The sequence below is a fragment of the Methanolobus sp. genome, from assembly GCF_030682845.1.
Lineage (GTDB): Archaea > Halobacteriota > Methanosarcinia > Methanosarcinales > Methanosarcinaceae > Methanolobus.
This window is the reverse complement of the sequence record NZ_JAUXNK010000110.1, coordinates 1-19,808: the sequence shown is the minus strand read 5'-3', so window position 1 is coordinate 19,808 and position 19,808 is coordinate 1. Positions and strand designations below refer to the sequence as shown.

At 44.9% G+C, this 19,808-nt stretch carries 13 protein-coding genes and 3 pseudogenes; 12 read left to right on the top strand and 4 right to left on the bottom strand.

Going from position 1 to position 19,808, the window contains the following annotated elements:
- Positions 1-9 precede the first annotated feature (9 nt).
- From Q8J68_RS15035 to Q8J68_RS14915, 3 genes and pseudogenes are all read left to right on the top strand, one after another.
- Positions 10-420, top strand: a pseudogene (locus Q8J68_RS15035) (hydantoinase/oxoprolinase N-terminal domain-containing protein); the annotation flags it as partial.
- 60 nt (positions 421-480) lie between these two features.
- On the top strand, positions 481-1,881 hold the full coding sequence (locus Q8J68_RS14920; protein ID WP_370867666.1) for a hydantoinase/oxoprolinase family protein: 1,401 nt from the start codon (positions 481-483) through the stop codon (positions 1,879-1,881).
- A 453-nt stretch (positions 1,882-2,334) separates the two neighbouring features.
- The gene (locus Q8J68_RS14915) at positions 2,335-4,902 is read left to right on the top strand and encodes a PAS domain-containing protein (RefSeq protein ID WP_305312298.1); all 2,568 of its coding nucleotides are present in this window, start codon (positions 2,335-2,337) and stop codon (positions 4,900-4,902) included.
- Between the two features lie 10 nt (positions 4,903-4,912).
- Here the strand turns inward: Q8J68_RS14915 and Q8J68_RS14910 are convergent, their stop codons facing one another.
- Positions 4,913-6,835, bottom strand: a complete 1,923-nt coding sequence (locus Q8J68_RS14910) for a hydantoinase/oxoprolinase family protein (protein WP_305312297.1) — start codon at positions 6,833-6,835, stop codon at positions 4,913-4,915.
- A gap of 656 nt (positions 6,836-7,491) precedes the next feature.
- On the opposite strand from Q8J68_RS14910, the pseudogene mttB reads away from it, so the two are divergent.
- The 8 genes and pseudogenes from mttB to Q8J68_RS14870 all read left to right on the top strand — a co-directional run bounded on the left by mttB (position 7,492) and on the right by Q8J68_RS14870 (position 15,521).
- Positions 7,492-8,982: pseudogene (mttB, locus tag Q8J68_RS14905) on the top strand ([trimethylamine--corrinoid protein] Co-methyltransferase).
- 12 nt (positions 8,983-8,994) lie between these two features.
- Positions 8,995-9,642, top strand: a complete 648-nt coding sequence (locus tag Q8J68_RS14900; protein WP_015053607.1) for a methyltransferase cognate corrinoid protein — start codon at positions 8,995-8,997, stop codon at positions 9,640-9,642.
- Between the two features lie 362 nt (positions 9,643-10,004).
- Positions 10,005-11,051: a DMT family transporter gene (locus tag Q8J68_RS14895; RefSeq protein ID WP_305312296.1), complete on the top strand. Its 1,047-nt coding sequence runs from the start codon at positions 10,005-10,007 to the stop codon at positions 11,049-11,051.
- Positions 11,052-11,348 carry a hypothetical protein gene (locus tag Q8J68_RS14890; RefSeq protein ID WP_305312295.1) on the top strand — a complete coding sequence of 99 codons (297 nt, stop codon included), beginning with the start codon at positions 11,052-11,054 and terminating at the stop codon, positions 11,346-11,348.
- A gap of 13 nt (positions 11,349-11,361) precedes the next feature.
- On the top strand, positions 11,362-11,511 hold the full coding sequence (locus tag Q8J68_RS14885) for a hypothetical protein (protein WP_015053603.1): 150 nt from the start codon (positions 11,362-11,364) through the stop codon (positions 11,509-11,511).
- 298 nt (positions 11,512-11,809) lie between these two features.
- The gene (gene mtbC, locus Q8J68_RS14880; protein ID WP_305312294.1) at positions 11,810-12,454 is read left to right on the top strand and encodes a dimethylamine corrinoid protein MtbC; all 645 of its coding nucleotides are present in this window, start codon (positions 11,810-11,812) and stop codon (positions 12,452-12,454) included.
- A gap of 11 nt (positions 12,455-12,465) precedes the next feature.
- Positions 12,466-13,869: pseudogene (gene mtbB / locus Q8J68_RS14875) on the top strand ([dimethylamine--corrinoid protein] Co-methyltransferase).
- Positions 13,870-14,048: 179 nt separating this feature from the next.
- On the top strand, positions 14,049-15,521 hold the full coding sequence (locus tag Q8J68_RS14870) for an APC family permease (protein WP_305312293.1): 1,473 nt from the start codon (positions 14,049-14,051) through the stop codon (positions 15,519-15,521).
- Between the two features lie 70 nt (positions 15,522-15,591).
- Here Q8J68_RS14870 and Q8J68_RS14865 read toward each other — a convergent pair whose 3' ends face one another.
- From Q8J68_RS14865 to Q8J68_RS14855, 3 genes are all read right to left on the bottom strand, one after another.
- A complete protein-coding gene (locus Q8J68_RS14865) occupies positions 15,592-16,392 on the bottom strand; it encodes a winged helix-turn-helix domain-containing protein (RefSeq protein WP_305312292.1) in 801 nt (266 codons plus the stop codon).
- A 63-nt stretch (positions 16,393-16,455) separates the two neighbouring features.
- Positions 16,456-16,887: a response regulator gene (locus Q8J68_RS14860; protein ID WP_305312291.1), complete on the bottom strand. Its 432-nt coding sequence runs from the start codon at positions 16,885-16,887 to the stop codon at positions 16,456-16,458.
- A gap of 33 nt (positions 16,888-16,920) precedes the next feature.
- Complete coding sequence (locus Q8J68_RS14855) at positions 16,921-18,963, bottom strand: histidine kinase dimerization/phosphoacceptor domain -containing protein (protein WP_305312290.1); 2,043 nt, start codon at positions 18,961-18,963, stop codon at positions 16,921-16,923.
- A 665-nt stretch (positions 18,964-19,628) separates the two neighbouring features.
- Here Q8J68_RS14855 and Q8J68_RS14850 point away from each other — a divergent pair.
- Positions 19,629-19,808: hydantoinase/oxoprolinase N-terminal domain-containing protein (locus Q8J68_RS14850; protein ID WP_305312289.1), on the top strand; the 180-nt coding region annotated here is incomplete at its 3' end.

Here is a 19,808-nt window from a genome sequence, read left to right as displayed (position 1 = left end):
ACAGATGCAGTGATCATTAGAAACTCTGACAGGGAAGTTATTGATACCAATAAGGCCCTGACAACTTATCCTGATCTACTGAAGGGAATCGAGAACGCTATTGACGGCCTTGATGAACAATACCTCCGGGATGTAAGGCTTGTTTCTGTTTCTACTACTCTTGCTACCAATACGATACTTGAGAAGACAGGTTATCCTGTAGCACTTATCCTCATTGGCAAGCACACTCTTCCGGGAACTACACCAATCCAGGAGCTTGCAGTTATAACGGGAGGCCACAATCTTAATGGCACTGAGGATGAGAGGCTTGATACCGAAGCTATCAAAGAGTACGTTTTAAAGGTCAGGGACAGGGTATCAGCATTTGCAATATCCTCCTATTTCAGTATAAGGAATCCTGATCATGAACTGCGGGCCAAGGAACTGATCAATGTAATGACCGGTCTGCCCGTGGTGTGCGGCCATGAGCTTTCCCAGGACCTGGGAGCTTATGAAAGAGGGGTAACGGCATACCTCAATGCACAATTGCTGCCGGTTGCACGCCATTTCATAGATGCCATCATGTCCGATATCAGGAAAAGAGGAATCAATGCTAAGCTGATGATGCTCAAGTGTGATGGTTCTGTCATTGGTATCGAGGAGGCACTGGAAAAACCCATCGAATCTGTTTTTTCGGGGCCTGCTGCAAGCCTTATGGGTGCATCTTTCCTGTCCAGGAGTGACACCTGTGCTGTGATCGATGTGGGTGGGACCAGCACCGACGTATCACTGACACATGGTGGTTTTCCGCAGCTTGTTGATACCGGCGCAGTGGTCGGCGGATGGCATACAAAAGTGAAGGCTATACGCATGGAAACCTCTGCAATGGGGGGGGATAGTCATGTGTGGATAAGGAACAGGGGTGTCAACATCGGGCCGCGGCGAGTGGTTCCTTTGTGTCTTGCTGCTGTGAAATACCCTGGTTTTAAGGAATTACTAAAGTCAGGGCGTACCCCTTCCAGATTCCAGCTGGCTGAGAACATCCAACCTACGAAGTTCTTTGTCAGGACCGGGAAGGAAGGCATTGGCCTGGGCAATCATGAGAAGGAGATACTTGCAACAATAAGTGAGGAGCCTGTTTCCATCAATGATATCTTCTGGAAGCTGGGCAGGCTGATATCTCCTGATCATATAGATTCCCTCATACAGAAAAGACTCATCCAGGCTATTGGTTTTACTCCCACCGACGCACTCCATGTGCTGGGCGAGTATACGGGGTGGGACACCGAGGCTTCCATAACAGGAGCTAAGATCCTTGCGAGACTGACGCCCATGGATGAATATGAGCTTTGCCGGAAGGTCAAGAAAGAAGTGGCTATAAACATGGCTTTAAGCCTCATGGGATATATGTTCGAAGGTGTTGAAAGGCAGGCTATCGAGAAGATCCTCCGGGGCGATTATTATTCCCAGTTCAAGGTCAATGTGCCGGTAATTCTGCTAGGAGGGCCTGTGCGTGCTTATGTTGAAGAACTTGGGAAGCTCATCGATGCACAGATCATAGTTCCTGAGCATGCTGAAGTCGGCAATGCAGTGGGAGCGCTGGTTGGCAAGGGAATAAAGAGGATTGAGATACTGGTCAAGTCATTCTACGAAAAGTCCCAGAGGTCTATCCTGGTATTTTCCCCGGAAGGAAGAAAGCAGTTTGAAACCCATCAGGAGGCTGTTGAATATGCCACAAAGCTCGGGAACCAGCTCATACTTGATTATATGGTGGATTCTGGTATAGAGTATGATGATATTGATATAAGTGTTAAGAGTGAGGACCTTGCAATGGAAGATTGCGGCGGGTCGCCAATTGAGACAAGGCTGGTCTTCCTTGGAGTTGGAGTTCCTAAAGCCTGAGTAATGGTTTCTTATTTTTACTGTTTTAAGAGGATATGCCAAAAAATATAAATAATAGGAACTCATTTTCCCATTTAGAAGCATCAGCAAGGAAATCAGATCATGTTGATCAAATGGACTCTAAATCCGTTTAGCCGGGTTAAATTCCCGGGGTTTCCGCCATTTTAGACAAATATGTCATTATGTGTTAACACATAATGATAACACTCTCTTTTTGTATGCATCCTGTATTATTCCTGAATGAAGCATAATTAGGCCGATATGATCTTCATTATCTATCCACTCTCAAATCCGAATCTCTGAGCAGATTTTCCTGCATGATCGGTCCTTGCGTAAAATATATCTACCTGTTCAGTGCGTCAATAGCAATAATCTTAAAGTCTATAAAGGTTTAACCTCTGAATTACTAACGGCCTCTGTGCTGTCAAGAGAGAACAGGTTTGCGGGAAAATTATGTCGAATACCTCAGATGTTGAAAAGAAACTGGAAGCAGTTTATAATAGTAGTCCTGTTATTTCGTTTTTATGGAAAGCAGAGGGCGAATGGCCTGTGGAATCCGTTTCAGGGAATGTTTCACAGTTAGGCTACACCCCGGAAGATTTCCTTTCAGGCAGAGTGCTCTACGGAAATATTGTACACCCGGATGATATTGACAGGGTCCATTTAGAAGTCGATAAGCACTCTAAAAGAAAAAATACCTCTTTCTTTGCCTTGAATTACAGAATACTGACCACGAATGGTGATGTACGCTGGGTAACAGAGAGATCTTTTATAAAACGCGATAATGAAGGTAATATAACTCATTTCCAGGGCATAATCATCGATAATACAGAACTTGAAAAGACAGAGAAGGCCCTGGTTGAAACCGGGAAAAAGTATCAAACCATATTTGAGAGATCTCCGGTAGGAATACTTTACTTTGATGAGAATGGTGTCATAACTCACTGCAATGAGAGTTGTGCCAGGGTCCTGAAAGCACCTATGAGTAAGATAATAGGGTTCAATGTCCTTTCAAAGTTATCAGATGATCATCTCAAAGAAGCCGTTGAAATGGTATTCCTGGGGAACCAGGGCTACTATGAAGGAAGTCACCTTTCCGTGATAAGCGGAAAGCAGGTATTCACAAAGGCCAGTTTCACACCTATAATGTCAGATGACGGTTCTCTCCTTGGAGGCATCGGGATCATCGAAGATATGGAGGAGCGCAGGCATGCAGAGGAGTTGATTCGTCTTAATGAGACTCGTCTTGAAGCGCTTCTTGAACTTTATCAGATGCAGGATGCACCTATGCCCGATATTGCAGAGTTCACTATACAGAAAACAGTCGAGCTTACAGGCAGTAAGGTGGGTTATCTGGAATTCCTTAATGAAGACGAGAATGTTCTGGAAACTTATCGCTGGCCATATGATAACAAGGATATGTCCTCAATTAGTGAGGAACCTTTCATCCATCCCGTACGCTCTAACGGATTCTGGGGTGAAGCGATACGCGCACGCAAACCTGTAATTGTGAACAGGAACTCCTTCGATCTTGAGGATGAAATATATTCCGGATCTGGTGGAGCCCTTTTCCGTCATGTTACCATACCGATATTTGAAAGTGAGCAGATAGTCGCTCTGGTGAGTGTTGCCAACAAGGATTCGGATTACAATGAATCGGATGTCCGGCAGTTAACGCTTCTGATGGAAGGCATGTGGAAGCTGATGCAGTATAAGCACACAAGCGACATACTCATAGAAGCACTGAGAATGCGCAGGGTGCTCGAATCGGTTATGAGCTCCAGTCCTGCAGTTGTCTTCCTCTGGCGGCCTGAGAAGGACTGGCCTGTGGAATTCGTATCTGACAATATCTCCCAGTTTGGTTACAGAGTGGAGGATTTCACATCAGGGAAGATACTTTATGGTGATATCATACATCCCTCTGATCTTGAGAGAGTCCGCCAGGAAGTGGACAGGGCTTTTAAGGCAGGTTTTTCGGATTTCAGCCAGGAATACCGGGTACTGACAAAGTCAGGCCAGGTAAGATGGGTGGATGAGAGAACGCTGATACATTACAACAAAAACGGCATAGTAGATTATTTGCAGGGTATCGTCGTGGATGTTACCGAACGCAAGCAGGCAAATAATTTCATGCGTCTTGAATGTGACCTTGACAATGTTCTTGGTGCCACGGATAACCTTCATGAGGCCTTTGAAAGGGTGCTGGGCTTCACTTTGGAAACAAAGACAATAGACAGTGGCATAGTATACCTGGTAGATGAAAAGACGGGTGAGTTCAACGTTGCTGCTGCCCGCGGCCTTTCCGAACGCTTTGTGAAAAGCCTTTCCCATTTTTCCTCAAATACGATACTTGCACGCCTTTTCATGACAGGCTATCCTGTTTACAAGTACTTCTCGGAGATCAATGCCATGATACCCGGAGAGGACCTTGGATATGAGGGCCTGCAGGCCATGGGTTTCATACCCGTGAAGTTCAATGATGAACTGGTTGCTGCCATGGCTCTTGGGTCACATAAGGATCTGGAGATCCCTGCAAATTCCAGGAACCTGATAGAGACGATTTCCAACCAGGTCGGTGTCATAATATCGAACATGAGGAAGGATTCGGGAGTCCAGAAAAGTAAGAATCATCTTCGTTCGCTGCTGGATGCACTTGATGAACTGGTATTTGTAATGGATCTTGAAGGCAAGGTATTACACACTAACAAGACCTTGCATAAGCATCTGAACTATGAGGACAGGGATCTGTACATGAAAGATTTCCTGTTGCTATATCCGCAGGGATGGGAGAACGACGTGCTCTCCAACCTGGATGAGATCATGGAGGATAAATCCTCCTTCTGTGAGATCCCGCTTGTAAGCAAGGAGGGAACACTTGTTCCTGCTAAGACCAAGTTCACCATTGGCGATTGGGGTGGCCAGGATGTTTTGATCGCCACTGCCTCCATAATAAAAGACCCCGGTCTGGAGAACCATGATATCCAGAATGGAAAAGAATCCAATAGGTATCAGGCTACCTGATACCCGCTTCTCAGTTGGCGTTAAATGTTCCAATGCCCATGACCACGAGTTTTGTTTCCATGGGTGTCTTCCATCCATGAGGGATTATCTCGTCTTTTTTGATATCTATCCGGATATGACTTGAGTCCAGTCCTGCATCTTTCATGTATTCGATTATCATCATTTCTCCCAGGTTGACAGCATAATCGAGTGCTTCCTGGTAATCATAGAAACGATTCCTTCCCTTTTCCGAGAATACCAGGAACTCCCACTCAGGAGCAGCCATTGAAGCCGGCCTGATAAGTATCTCTGCCCTTCGTATTCCCTTTGCTGCCAGCGCACCTGTGGCATTGCCAACATCGCAATTAGAAGGCAGTATTATCTCAGCATCAAGTATGTCCCGCAGGTCTTCAGCAAAAGCGGCAACAGGTCCACCTATAAGTACTACGGGTACCTCTACTTTTAACTTTGCCGGTGATTGTATGTCGAATGTTTTCCTTATTTCCTGCTTTGGCACTCCTTCCAGGAAGAAAGATACAATATTTGCTGCCATGTTCTTTGTGAACTCTCTTTTTATGTGTCCTGCAAACTCATGACGCCCCATACCCGCCAATGATCCAAGAAGGTCTGCACCGGTCATCGAGGCTTCTATATCCCACTCCGTATATTCGCCCAGCACATGGAGTGCGTCGGTGGGAGTAAAACCAATGGCCTGGATGAGCCTTTTTTTCATCAGGCTGTCAAGTGACCCGCTTGAAGGATATCTTTTGATCCTGTCAAATATCTCCGCTGTGGATGTAGGCTCTTTTTTGATGGCGCCCAGGGTTTCCTCCTCTTCTTTGCTTATCTCAATTGCTTCGTAATCTGTTCGCAGATAGAACTTTGTAGGCTGGTAGTTTATGCCCAGGCGGATCTTTGAAGGCATAGGGCTTGTCCTGAGCTGCTCCAGAAAACCAGGATATAGTCTGGCTGCGCGGCATAATGGGATAACCCTTCTTGGCTCAAAATGTATGTTCTCTCCTTTGACCCATATATGGCTATCACCTCCCATTGCGGATGTCTCCATCTTAATCGCCTTCACCCTGGTCTTCCACCCGCCGACAACAGCTCCGGAATCACTCATCTCCGGAACTCCATTGTAGATCACAGAAATATCTGTGCTGGTCCCACCCACATCTATTACAGCGCAGGTATCTTTTTTTGCTAAGAAAGAAGCACCTACAAGACTTCCTGCAGGTCCGGAAAAGATTGATTCGATGGGTTTTTTCAGGGCGCTCTGGATCCCGATGACAGAACCTTCACATTTGAGCATGAAGACCTTTGCATCCATCCCTCTGGATCTGATCTCGTCTTCCACAGTGTGCATGAATCTCTCTGTCACCGGTATCAACTGGGCATTCAGGAAGGCTGTTACAGCTCTCTCAAAAGCCCCCAGGTCCTGGGAAAGCTCATAGCCGCAAATTACTGGAAGTCCTGTAAGCTGAATGATCATCTCTTTAGCCGTAAGTTCATGTTCATGGTTTCTCACACTGAAAAAAGATGACACTGCAAATGCTGATACCTTATCCTTTACTGCCAGTGCGAAATCTTTGATGGAATCAATGTTCACTGATTCGGTTTCTATCCCGTTGAAATCATGTCCGCCTGCAACTTTTATATAATATTTAGTAGGGAGTTCTCCTATGATATCATAATTCCCGATAAGTACCAGAGCTACCGGGAAACCTGTTCCTTCAAGGATGCTGTTTGTAGAAAGCGTAGTGGAAACAGAAACCGTCCTGACACTTTTAAGGTATTTTCCTTCCAGGCCGTCGATAGCTTTCTTAATGCCTTCAAGCGGGTCGGGATAGCTTGTCAGGGCCTTGCTTGTCCCGATAATGGCTTCATCTGAATCTCTTAGCAGTACTGCATCTGTATATGTTCCGCCTGCATCGATACCAAGGCTGTATTTCATATTCCTGATCCCTCTTTATATAGTGTTTCTTTTTTAAACAGAAAAGCACATGTGAGAAATAATATATATATGTTTCGCAATCCTTTTAACACCGTTAACGGTGATTTTGCCATTGTCTTATTTTTGCGTTTGCAGGAGTACTATTTATGTAATTTTTAGAGAGGTTCGCTTAATTAAATGTAAAAGTTATTTACCACAGAACAATAAACATGTAAATATGATCGACTTGTAAAAAACAATTATACTATATGTAAAAACTAAATATACAGTGCATGCGCCTTTTTTTAGGTAAATGCAATAAACGGGAAGAAATATTTATATACTACTTATCGTTTTGCTATATATCGAAACATATATATATGATTTAACTCTTTTAATATCATTAATTGCTGTGTAATTTTAATTATCTGCTATTTTAGTGTGCTGTTAGCGCACTAAAAAACATCTCTTTTTGTATCGCCGCTGCCTTTAAATATAACCTCTTAATGTGACAGAAACGCAAAATATAAATACTAATTATTGCCAAAAACCTTATATAGTAAAAAACAATACTCCCTTTTTAGGAGAATTATGCTGGAAAGCATGTTGAATCCCATCCCCGGACATTGCTATAATATTCGGGAAGATTAATATTTGTATATATTGGAGGTTAAGATATGGTAAGACAACTTTTCCCAGGTAGGAGGCCATTGGAAGGCGTAAGTCTGGAGCTTTTCTCTGAAGATGATCTCAGGGCTCTTCACTACGCGACAATGGACGTTTTCATAAACACCGGTATCCAGGTTTCAGACGCTGAAGCCAGGGCTGTCTTTAAAGAAGGTGGCTGTCTGGTCGATGAAAAGACAATGGTAGTAAAGATCCCTGAATTCGTAGTCAACAGGGCTTTACTTGATTGTCCTTCAAAGTTCGTCCTATGGGGACGTGACAAGAAGAACAACGTCAAACAGGAACACAAAGGAAAGGTACACTGGACCTGCTTCGGTACCGGTGTCAAGATGTGTAACTTTGAGGCTCCTGGTAAGTTCACTACAGTAGACTCAACTGAAAAAGATGTTGCAGACACAGCAAAGATATGTGACTGGGCAGAGAACATCAATTATTACTCACTCGCCGTTTCCGCAAGGGACTGGGCAGGTAAGGGTGCACAGGATGTCCACGAGACACTGACACCATTGATGAACACTACAAAGCACTTCCACCACATCGACCCTGTAGGCGGAAACGTGGACTATTACCAGCAGATAGCTGTGGCATACTATGGCGGCGACGCTGAAGAAGCACGCAAGAAGCCCTTGTTCTCAACACTTGTCTGTCCTACAAGCCCTCTGGAGCTCAGTGTCAATGCTTGTCAGGTTATCATGAAGGGTGCAAGATTCGGTACCCCTGTAAACGTACTCAGTATGGCGATGGCCGGCGGCTCATCCCCTGTACACCTTGCAGGTACTCTTGTAACTCATAACGCAGAAGTACTCTCCGGTATTGTGCTTGCCCAGCTGGTAAAGCCTGGTGCGCCAGTATGGTACGGAAGCTCTACAACAACATTTGACCTGAAGAAGGGTACGGCACCAGTCGGTTCACCAGAACTTGCGCTTATCAGTGCGGCTGTTGCAAAGCTCGGTCAGTATTACGGTCTCCCCACCTTCGTGGCCGGCTCGTAGTCTGATGCCAAGATACCTGATGGCCAGGCTGGCCATGAGAAGACGATGACCACACTTCTCCCCGCTTTTGCAGGTGCTAACACTCTGTACGGTGCAGGTATGCTTGAACTTGGTATGACATTCTCACTCGAGCAGCTTGTCTTTGACAATGATATGATTTCAATGGCAAAGAAGGCAATGGAAGGAATCCCAGTAAATGAAGAGACCCTGTCAGTTGAAGCAATCGAACAGGTAGGTATCGGGAAGAACTTCCTTGCACACAAGACCACAAGGAAGAACATTGACCTGCCATCCAGCCCAAAACTCATTGACAGGCTTATGTTCGGTGACTGGGAAATGGCCGGTGCAAAGGACATTGCAACTGTAGCTCATGAGAAAGTCGTTGACATCATGAAGAACCACGTAGTTCCACCAATAGATGCTGACCTGCTCAAGGATATGCAGGCAATCGTGGACAAGGCTGACAAGGCATTCAGACAGGGCGCATAAGGAGGTTACATTATGGCAACAAAAGAACAGATTATAGCAAAAGCAAAAGCAGCAATTTTAGATTTTGATGATGAGGCTGCTGCAGAGGCAGCTGAGGAGTCCCTTGCCGCCGGAATCAGTCCTGCAGATCTTATTCAGGAAGGTTTCACCGCAGCAATGAACGAGATTGGTGAACAGTTCGAGGCAGGCACACTCTACCTCCCTCACGTCATTGCAGCATCAGAAGCAATGAACGCCGGAGTAGCGGTACTTACTCCTGCTCTTGAGGCACTTGGAGGAGAAACCAAGAGCAAAGGCAAGATCGTTATCGGTACGATCGAAGGCGACATCCACTCTATAGGGAAGGATATCGTCGCAACCATGCTCAAGATCGAAGGTTACCAGGTATTTGACCTGGGCAGAGACGTTCCGATCAAGTCCTACGTAGAGAAGGCAAAGCAGGTCGGAGCTCAGGTAGTTGCTTCATCAGCACTCATGACAACAACCATGGTCAACCAGATACAGATAGAAGAGCAGCTTAAGGAAGCAGGTATCCGCAGCTCTCTGAAAACAATGGTTGGCGGTGCACCTGTTACCCAGGACTGGGCAAGGAAGATCGGTGCAGACCTCTATGGAGAAAACGCAACGGACGTCGTGAACAAACTCAATGCAATATTCTGATCACAATGGTCAGGTAGCAAGGATGTGGCTTTTGGCTACATCTTCTGCTATTATTGTTGAGTATACTGACTAATCTGCCTTTTCAATAAAGGTGCTTTGGGTCTTTCCCTTTAATGTTTATGTGCACCTCAAAAAAGATGATCCGTTATAGGTAGGTCACTATTATGCATGAGGTTGCAGAATATCCGGCTAATTTAATCATTATGGCAGTAAAGCCGCATCCTGTCAGGGATGGGTGGAATTGTAGTAATATCAGTGTTGGTTCATCTTTTGTATCTCCATTGGCAGGTTCGTTCCTTTATTTTATGAAATCTACTGTTAACATTTAGAAAAAGTAAAAATGTATAGTTGGAGGTAGTAGTATGGATTTGCAGTCATTAAAAAAGCAAGAAAACCAGCGAAGGATCAGAAAGGGCTTTATGTGGGCACTTTTCTGTGCAATTCTATGGGGTCTTTGGTATATTCCAGGCACTGTAGTATGGGTGCTTAATCCTTTCGATGAGATGTATGCTGAAATAGCCGCAACTAATGGCGATGGTATGTCGCTGATTATAACCGCGGTGTTAATAACGGCGTTCAATGCACTGACAGTTATTCTTGCTCTTATGGTATGGAACGGGGTTTTGGGCAAGTTTGGAGAAATGAAGAGGACTCTTAAAGAATTCAACCCATGTTCCAAGTGGTTCTTCCTGGCTTCAATTTTCGGTGGCCCTATAGCTATATTGGGTTCTTTTATAGCAATGGGTTTTGTCGGAGGCGCTTTTGCAGCCGTTGCAGCACTTATGTATCCTGTTGTAGGTTCTATCCTTGCTTCCAAGTGGTATGGTGAAAAAATCTCCAAGCGTGCTTTTGCGGGCATAATTTTCATCATTATCGGCGGTATCACGATCTTTGGTGGCGGTCTGTTAAATGAGATTGGCGCCGGCAACGTTGTGTGGATAGGTTATATCGGCGGTCTCATGGCAGCTGTTGGCTGGGGTATTGAAGGTGCAATCGCAGGTAAGGGACTTGATATTGCAGAACCGGATGTAGGTCTTACTCTCAGGTTCCTTGGTGAGAACATAATATGGTGGGTAATCGCAGTACCAATCCTTGCTATCCTCGGCTTCCCGATGTTCAAGTATGCTCTGATGGTGTTTGAGCCACTCACCATGCTAGTGCTGGTGTTTGCAGGAATAACCTTTGGTTTCTGTTATGTGACCTGGTACAAGTCTTTCCCGCTCATCGGTGTGGGCAGGGGTCAGGGTATCGGTAACCTCTACGGTCTTTTCGCAGTGGTGTTCATTGCCCTCTTCTTCGGGGATATACCTTCCTGGACAATACTTGTAGGAGGCGCTCTGTGTCTCATAGGAAGCTCTGTCATGTTCTCTGAGGACGCCGGTCAATTGGAATCATTGAGAGGTGAGTAAATGGCAGGAAATCGTCCAATAAAATTCAGGATACTTGAGCTCTGCAACAAGAGCGGAGGAGCATGGAACTATGAGGTTGTCAAGCAGATACAGAAAGAGTATAACCTCAAAAGTGATTACCAGCGGGATTCTATAAATTTCGATCTCATAGAACTGGCCGCATGCTCACTGCTCAAAGATGTAGAAGCCAAGGTTGATGAAGAGGGAGTGTACAAAAAAGGCTTCCTTTTGCACAAGTATGTGATCACTGATTTCGGAAAAGCCCGGGCTGCAAATGCCTGTCTGATGTATGTGTGAAGGAGGAGTTTAAATGGTACAAACAGAAGCAGCAATGGAAGCTTACAATGCTTACTGGATGAATTCACCTCTGCCGGCTGCAGATGTGTTGTGGATGGTAGTCATCCTGATCGTTGCCATACTTGCGCTATGGCAAGCACGAACCTTTGTTTCCCAGTTCTAATGGGATACAATTAGAAAATTGAGCAGATAAGATACAGTCACATTTGCCGGGCGGGATTATATGCCGCCTGGCAGATGTCATTATTTCCAATTTATTGCTTCATTTACATGGATTAACAATTTAAGCAGGTATATGGGATAAATATATATAGTAGATGCCAAGGCCATTATTAAGGAATCTTTATATATCATGGGTAGACGGCACATATAAATATTTGCTATTGGCTTGTGTTAAATGCTGATCCATTGTTCAAATGGAGTATTAATACAAAATTACAAAGACATACGAGGTGTATGAGATGAGCAAAGAAGAAACTTTCAAACTGCTTTCCGACGCGGTCGTTTCCTGCAAGAAGGATGCGGTTTTAGCTGCTGTTGAAAAGGCAAAAAGTGAGGGTATTGAACCCGCTGAGATCATAGAGAAAGGTCTTGCATCCGGAATGAATAGTGTTGGCATCATGTTCGAGAGAGGCAAGTTATTCCTGCCTCATGTAATGATGGCAGCCGGTGCAATGGAAGCCGGTGTCAAGTTACTTGAAGCCGACATGCCAAAGGATGCAGCAAAGAAGAAGCTTGCCGTTATCGTTAACGGTACTGTCGAGGGAGATGTGCACGACATCGGCAAATCCATCGTTTCCACAATGCTTCAGTCCTCTGGCTTTGAGGTCCATGACCTGGGACGGGATGTTCCCCTGCAGGACTTCATTGACAAGGTCAAAGAAACAGGCGCAAGCATGGTAGGCATGTCCGCACTCATGACAACAACCCTTCCTGGTCAGAGAGAGGTCATTGAGATGCTCAAGGAACAGGGTCTGCGGGACAAGGTCAAGGTCATGGTCGGTGGAGCTCCAGCTACCCAGACCTGGGCTGACAAGATCGGTGCTGACTGCTACGCTGAGAATGCAAGCGAAGCAGTAGCAAGAGCCAAGGAGCTTCTTCTTTAAGTGGTGAGAGAATGACAACTGAACACATGTTGAGAATGGGAGACGGTAAAAGGGTTTACCTGACAAAGGAGCAGATCCTTACCGACCTCAGGGACGGAATGGCAGATGCCGTAGATCTTGGAGACATCCCTGAGCTTAGTGGCGATGAGCTGGACAAGCTCATGGATATCATCACAATGCCTTCAAGGATGGTAGGTGTGGAGGCTGGAATGGAAGTTCCGGTAACTCACGATATCGGTACTATCAGGCTTGATGGCGACCAGGGTAACAGTGGTGTTGGTATCCCCTCCAGCAGGCTTGTAGGGTGCATGGTGCATGAGAGAGCCTTTGGTGCTGACACAATGGAACTTGGTCATATAGATTACAGTTTCAAGCCGGTAAAACCTGTGATAGCACAGGAGATGCAGACAATGGAAGTCTGCCAGCAGAACATGATAATTCCTCTGCTCTATGGTGCCATGCCAAACATGGGTCTTTACTACACCCCGGACGGCCCGTTCGAGAATCCGGGAGACCTGATGAAGGCTTTCAAGATACAGGAAGCACAGGAGTCCATGGAGCACGCAGCAAAGCATCTTACAAGGGACATTGTCTGGATCATGCAGAGAATGATGGCTTCTGGTGCTGACGGTGTTAACTTTGACACTGTTGGTGCTGCAGGTGACGGTGACATGTATGCTTCACTTCATGCTATAGAGGCATTGAGAAAGCAATATCCTGATATGTATATTGAAGCGGGTATGGCTGGCGAGCTCATGCTTGGTCTGCACGGTGAGATGGCTTATGACGGCACAGTTCTTGCAGGACTTTGGCCTCACCAGCAGGCTCCTCTTGTCGCAAAGGCAGGTGCCAACATATTCGGTCCTGTGGTCAACACCAACACCAGCAAGAGCTTTGCATGGAACCTTGGAAGGGCTGTTACCTTCGTCAAGGCAGCAGTTAAGGCTTCCCCAATTCCCTGTCACGTTAACATGGGAATGGGAGTGGGCGGTATTCCCATGCTGGAAACCCCGACAATTGATGCTGTATCAAGAGCAAGCAAGGCGATGGTCGAGATTGCTAACGTAGATGGTATATAGATGGGGGTCGGCGACCCGATGGGTATGCCGATCACTCACATAATGACCTCCGGTATGAGCGGTATCAGGGCAGCAGGAGACCTTGTTGCAAGGATGGAAATGTCAAAGAGCATGCGCGTCGGTGACGCAAAGAACTATGTTGCAAAGAAACTCGGTGTTTCCACACTTGACCTCAGCGATGAATACGTCATGAGGGAACTTAGGGAAGAACTGGGTATCGGTGTCATAACATCTGTTGCAGGAGCTCCAAAGGGAATTGCAGCAAAGATGAATATCGAGAAGCTGCTGGACATCAAAATTAACTGCTGTGAGAAATTCAGGCAAAAGATCAGGTGATATGGCCTGAGTAGCTGTTACATGGAACTGAAATGTCAAAGTTTTGGTAACGGCAAGTTTCCTGCAAATACTGCGAAACAATACAAAATAACCTCCAATTATCAGTATTTGCACCAATCATCAGTATTTGCAGGAATCCCTCTTAAATATCCTAATCAACACACAGGAGCTGATAAAAAATGGATTCTAAAGAATCAGGAATAGACTGGGGTGGAGCACCGCAATGTGCCAAAGTAGTATGTGAATCCAGTAAACTGGAAAGGACAATAGACTGGAAACAGGGTCTGGCAATCGCTATAGGTGTGCCCCTGCTTATCTTACCATCTATAGGTTATTTTGCAAGTTATTTGTGGTCGTTTGCTATTATTGTATGGGGTCTCTCGGTATTCCAGGGTTTTATGCAGAACCTTGCCTATGGTGAGCTGGCTACGGCATTCCCAAATGCATCGGGACTTCCCGGGTTTGCCCAGAACGTATTCAAAGGTAAAGGGAAAGATAAGTATGACAAAGGAAAACTTATAGGAGGTTTCAGTGCATGGAGCTACTGGTTTGCGTGGAATCCAGTGCTGGCCATATTCGCAATACTTGTGGGTAGTTACCTGTATGGACTTATTCCGGCGCTGGCAGGCTATTCTGAATACAGTCTCTCCCTGGCTGCCGGCATCGTTATATTCGGAGCACTTATCCTTATCAATTCCAGAGGGCTCTCAAGCGGGGCTACCATGGGTTACCTGCTGGCCTTCCTGTCACTTGCACCTCTGGCCCTAATTACACTCTCACCATTTATAAGCGGCGACTTTGTGCTGTCCAACATCACCGGCTCCTGGCTCCCTCCGGACTGGGCATGGGATTTCCACCATATTCTGATACTGCTGGGCATCTTTGCAATGGCGCAATGGAGTGCATGTGCATGGGAAACAGCGGCCATTTACGGTCCTGAGTATAAGAAACCCGGTTCCGATGTCCCAAAGGCATTGTTCAGCTGCGGTATAGTATGTTTCTTCACATACGTCCTTGTGCAGGCATCAGTAACAGGAACACTGGGAATCAGTGGATTGCTTGACCAGCCCATTTCTCCAATGTTGCCCCTTGCTCAGGCTGCCATGGGACCGATAGGTGCATACATATCGATAATCATGCTTATTGCAGCGATGGTCCTGATCATTCAGACAGCCTACCTTGGTTCTGCAAGGGCAATGCACTCTCTGGCAACAGAAGGTAATCTTCCAAAGGTGTTTGCTAAGATCAACAAGAATGGGACGCCTGTATTTGCCATGATAGTAATAGGCATCTTTAACCTGGCTCTCATATCCCTTGGTACCCCAACGGCAATTCTTGCAGCATCTGCAATAGGATACGTCTGCGCTAACGGGATAAGCCTTTTCGCATATGTTAAGGCAAAGAATGACCCAAGACTGGCTGCTCTGGACAGACCCTTCAAGGCACCTACCGGCTGGAAGAATGTAGCCCTCATGTTTGGTCTTTTCAACCTGCCTCTGTGTCTTATCGGTGTTGTCTACCTTAACAGCCTTGAGATTGGCTGGACATCCACCTGGGTAGGCTTCATCGTGCTGGCCCTTTACGTACCTCTGTGGTATTACTCCCAGCATGAGAATGATGTCCGCAAAGATCCGCAGTCGCAAACTGTCTAAGGCCGGACTTTGATCAGTGAGCATTCAGAAAGATGATGCTCACTGTACTTTTTACGTTGATAAAAAAAGATTATTGTTTTTTTATTACAGGAAACTGCACACTCTCAGATATGCTTTTAAAATGATCGAACAGTTCCCTGCTCCACTGCAGAGCACCGCTGTCAAAACTCATTATTATCTTGTGGTCGTACTGTCCGTGATTATCAAATAAGCAAAGGAACAGGAAACGGTCCGTAGTTACAAGTGTTGCCAGTCCGGCAGCTTCTTTCAGGACGGAAAGTTCAGCATCAGGGAAACTTGTGAACTTTTGTACATCCGCCATATAATCCTTTTTCATTCTCTCACATACGGGATCTGTCAGGACAAGAGATACTTTGATTCCTTCGCTGGCAAGCTTTGAATAGAGTCTGGGATATTCCGGGTGGAAGTATGCATTGAAAGCCATGACATATCTGGATTTACCAATGTTTTCCGTGAACTCTTTAGGGAATTCGAAAAGATAGTTGCGGTCAGGCTCAATAATAAGATAGTTCCCAAGCTCTCCAAACCTCTTCAGGAGTGGTGCGGGTATGCCGCTCAGGTCACGATTAAGCCAGTAGGCGCCATTCTCTTCAAAGACATTTACGGCTTTCAGAAAAGGCAGAACGTTCTCCACAAGCACTTTTCCCATATCGGTCAGCACATAATGGTTATTTTTCTGGATAACAAGTCCGTGTTCCTTGAGTTTTTTTATCTGGGGGATGAGCGCCGTAGAAGGCACGTTCAGGCTACGTTTGATCTCATCGCGGCTCTTTTCACCTTCTATCAGAAGCAAAAGAACATTCTTTCTTTTTTCGGAATTAAGTATTATATCTGCCAAAGAATCTTTCATTTCACCACCATGTGATCCTGTTTTTTCAATATCCGGATATAAGCACACAAAATATACGTATGTTCATGCATTGTTGTCACAATTTCCGTTAGAATTGTCTTGTTTGCGTGCGTTCTTTTCCATCCTATGCTTGTAAAGTGCTATTTCGATATTTGTATGTAGGTCATTAGCCTTGAATGGTTTAACGATGTAACCATAAGGCTGGGTGAGTTTTGCTCTTTCCAGTACTTCATCGTCTGAGTATGCAGTAAGATAGATCACAGGAATATCAAACTTCTTGCGGATCTCTTCAATAGCCTGCACCCCGTCCATGTCCCCTTTCAGCATCACATCCATCAGGATAAGGTCCGGAAAAGTTATCTCTGTCATCTTGATAGCCTCCTCAGCTGTTGAAACTATAGCGGGGACGGTATAGCCAAAGCTTTTGAGCTTCTTCTTAATGTTGAGCGCAATGATGCTCTCATCTTCTACAACCAGTATTTTTATGTCTTCCAAGATATCACCTTTAGTATCTGTCAGTAAATTCCATCAGTTCAAGGTTATTCTGAAGCTTGTACCGCCATCTCTTTCAAGCTCGAGGATGCCTCCTATCTGCGATATGAGAGTTGTGACCAGTTGCAATCCCAGTGAATCGGTTTCCCTGAAATTGACATGCTCAGGGAAGCCGGTGCCATTATCCCCTACTGCCAGTATCAGCTTTCCATTGTCAAGACTGAGATTAACATGGATCTCACCCTTTTCCCCGGGTGAGAAAGCATGTTTGAACGAATTTGAGATAAGTTCGTTCACGATCATCCCCAGGGGAATGGCAGTGTCCATGTCCAAAAATACAGTCTCAACATTGGTTTTGATCTTAATGCTTTCCTTTTCTATTATGTATGAATATGACAGTTCATTTACAAGCTTCATAAGATAATCCGAGAAATCTATACTTTCCATATCCTGTGACCTGTAAAGCTCTTCATGGACCAGCGCCATGGAGATGACGCGGTTCTGGCTTTCTTTAAAAGCTTCAATGACGCTTTCATCAGTGAACTTATCTGCCTCAAGGTCAAGCAGGCTTGAAATTACCTGAAGGTTGTTCTTTATCCTGTGATGTATCTCCTTTTTCCGTATCTCTTCAAGCTTTTCGCGTTCCTGTATCATCTCTGAGAGTGTTTCCCTTGTCTTCTCGATGCCTTCTGTCAGGATCCTGAAATCCCCTTCTCCGTATACAGTTACCTGACGGGAGAAATCGTTATTCTGCACTGCCGATAATACTTCACTCGAGTCCTTGATAATTGTATCAAGCGATTCGGCAAAGTCATCGAGGGTATTTGCAAGTTGCCTGAACTCTCCTTTAACGTTGAGATTGGAGCGTTCACCCAGTTCCCCTTTAGCCAGGGCATTGGTCAGGCGGATGGTATCGCGCACAGGGGCCATTACAGAGTCCAGGATCTCATTCAGGCCCATGGGTATCTCCTTGAAATCCTTCTGGACATCTGTTTTGGCCCTTGAATCCAGCTTTCCTCTAACGGCATCCTTTGATATATTCTTAAAATCACTGACAATGTTCTTTATTGGCTCGGTAAAGGATAGTGCTATCAGGTATGATACTCCTGCCATGAATATCAGGGATATAAGGGATATTTCCAGCAGTTTGTTACTGAGAGTTGTCACGCCTGCAAATATCTCATCCTCAGGAACGACAAGTATGAATGAGAAATTACCTGTCCTTATAGGCTCATAGAACATAATGACCGTTTCTCCGGTATTTGGGTCAATGGTTTTCACATGACCACTTTTTCCTTCCCGGATGTCATCTGCTGCTCCTGATATCTCAGGTATATCAAAATCGTAGAGTGTTTTTTCTCCTATCCAGTCCTTGTTAAAAGGATGTGACACGAGTATGCCAGTATTGCCGGTCATGAAAGCATAACCGCTATCAAAAGCTTTCACAGTGCTGATCGTATCATCCAGGTAATTGAGGGAGACGTCCACACCTCCGATACCTACGAATTCATCGTTCTTTATGATTGGAGATACGTAACTAACAATGAATACTCCCTCATAGTAGTAAGGTTCAGTTATTACATCCCTCTCTGTTTTCTTTGGTAACTGGTAGTAATCAAGAGTATCATATTCCAGAAGGGGGTCAAGGCGGATAGCCCCGTTGATCTTGTTCCAGTAGGGGATGAACCTGCCTGTTGCATCATGTCCGGAAGAGTTCACAAACAAATGGTCCTGTCCGTCAAATGCATCCGGCTCATAAGCTATATAAGTGCCAAGAAGGTGAGGATGATGCACCAGCAGGTTGTATAGCATATTATTTGTTTCGTCCCGGTTGATGGAGTCATAGCTACCCACGCTCACAGCTATTGTCTCTGCAATGGCCTTGTTCTTCTCCATATCTCCGTTGAAGTTGTTGGCATAGTTCCTGGCCATCTCTGTCGCCTGTTTGTATGCAAGATCTTCTTCCTGGGAAGTAACAGTGGATATGGTCATCGCGGTGCTGGCTATGAGTACAAGCAAAGTGCCTACGACAATATACAGGATGAGTTTGACCTTTAAGGAAATGCTTTTCCATTCCATTCTTGTGGCTCGTATGATTATTAAGACTGTTATCTGTAAAGCAAGATAAAGTTATACATCTCTAATGAATTATTGTCTTTAAAATACACGTGTAATAAAATTATAACTGCATTGTAATGTTACAACGCTCTTATAATGATGAGTTCCTAGTTTCAGCGTGGTAACCTATCATCTTTTTGAGAACAAAGGGTATTCCTGCAGGAGCTCCTTTGTGCTATTATTCATTTTCTTTCACAGATGAAATTTTCCGGTATATTTAGTTATCGCATTCGAAGTGAAATAAAGTAGTATTTATAGTTTTTGCCTAATATCTATTGTAAACTTTGACGTAAGTTCAAAAAATAAACGCTATCTGTAATGCTGATGAACTCCTTATTATTTCTAAATTATATAATGATGTTTGTTTTAGTAATGGAAAAATATATATATCTACTATGCATTGTTTAAAATGGGATATTAGTAGCTTTTACAATGGTTCGGTCTATATCCATCTAGGCTATGCATATCTCTGCAGAGATCCTCTCCACACTCCTTTGTAAACCACAAAGGAGTTGGATTCCTGCATACTACCATTCATGAATAACTAACTTTTGATCTTTCGCGAAACGTGTCACGCTAGTGAACACAAGAATGTTTGGATCATTGAAGGTAAAGGGTGACAGAAGATGCACTATAGTCTTGGGATAGATGCCGGTGGAACTTATACAGATGCAGTGATCATTAGAAACTCTGACAGGGAAGTTATTGATACCAATAAGGCCCTGACAACTTATCCTGATCTACTGAAGGGAATCGAGAACGCTATTGACGGCCTTGATGAACAATACCTCCGGGATGTAAGGCTT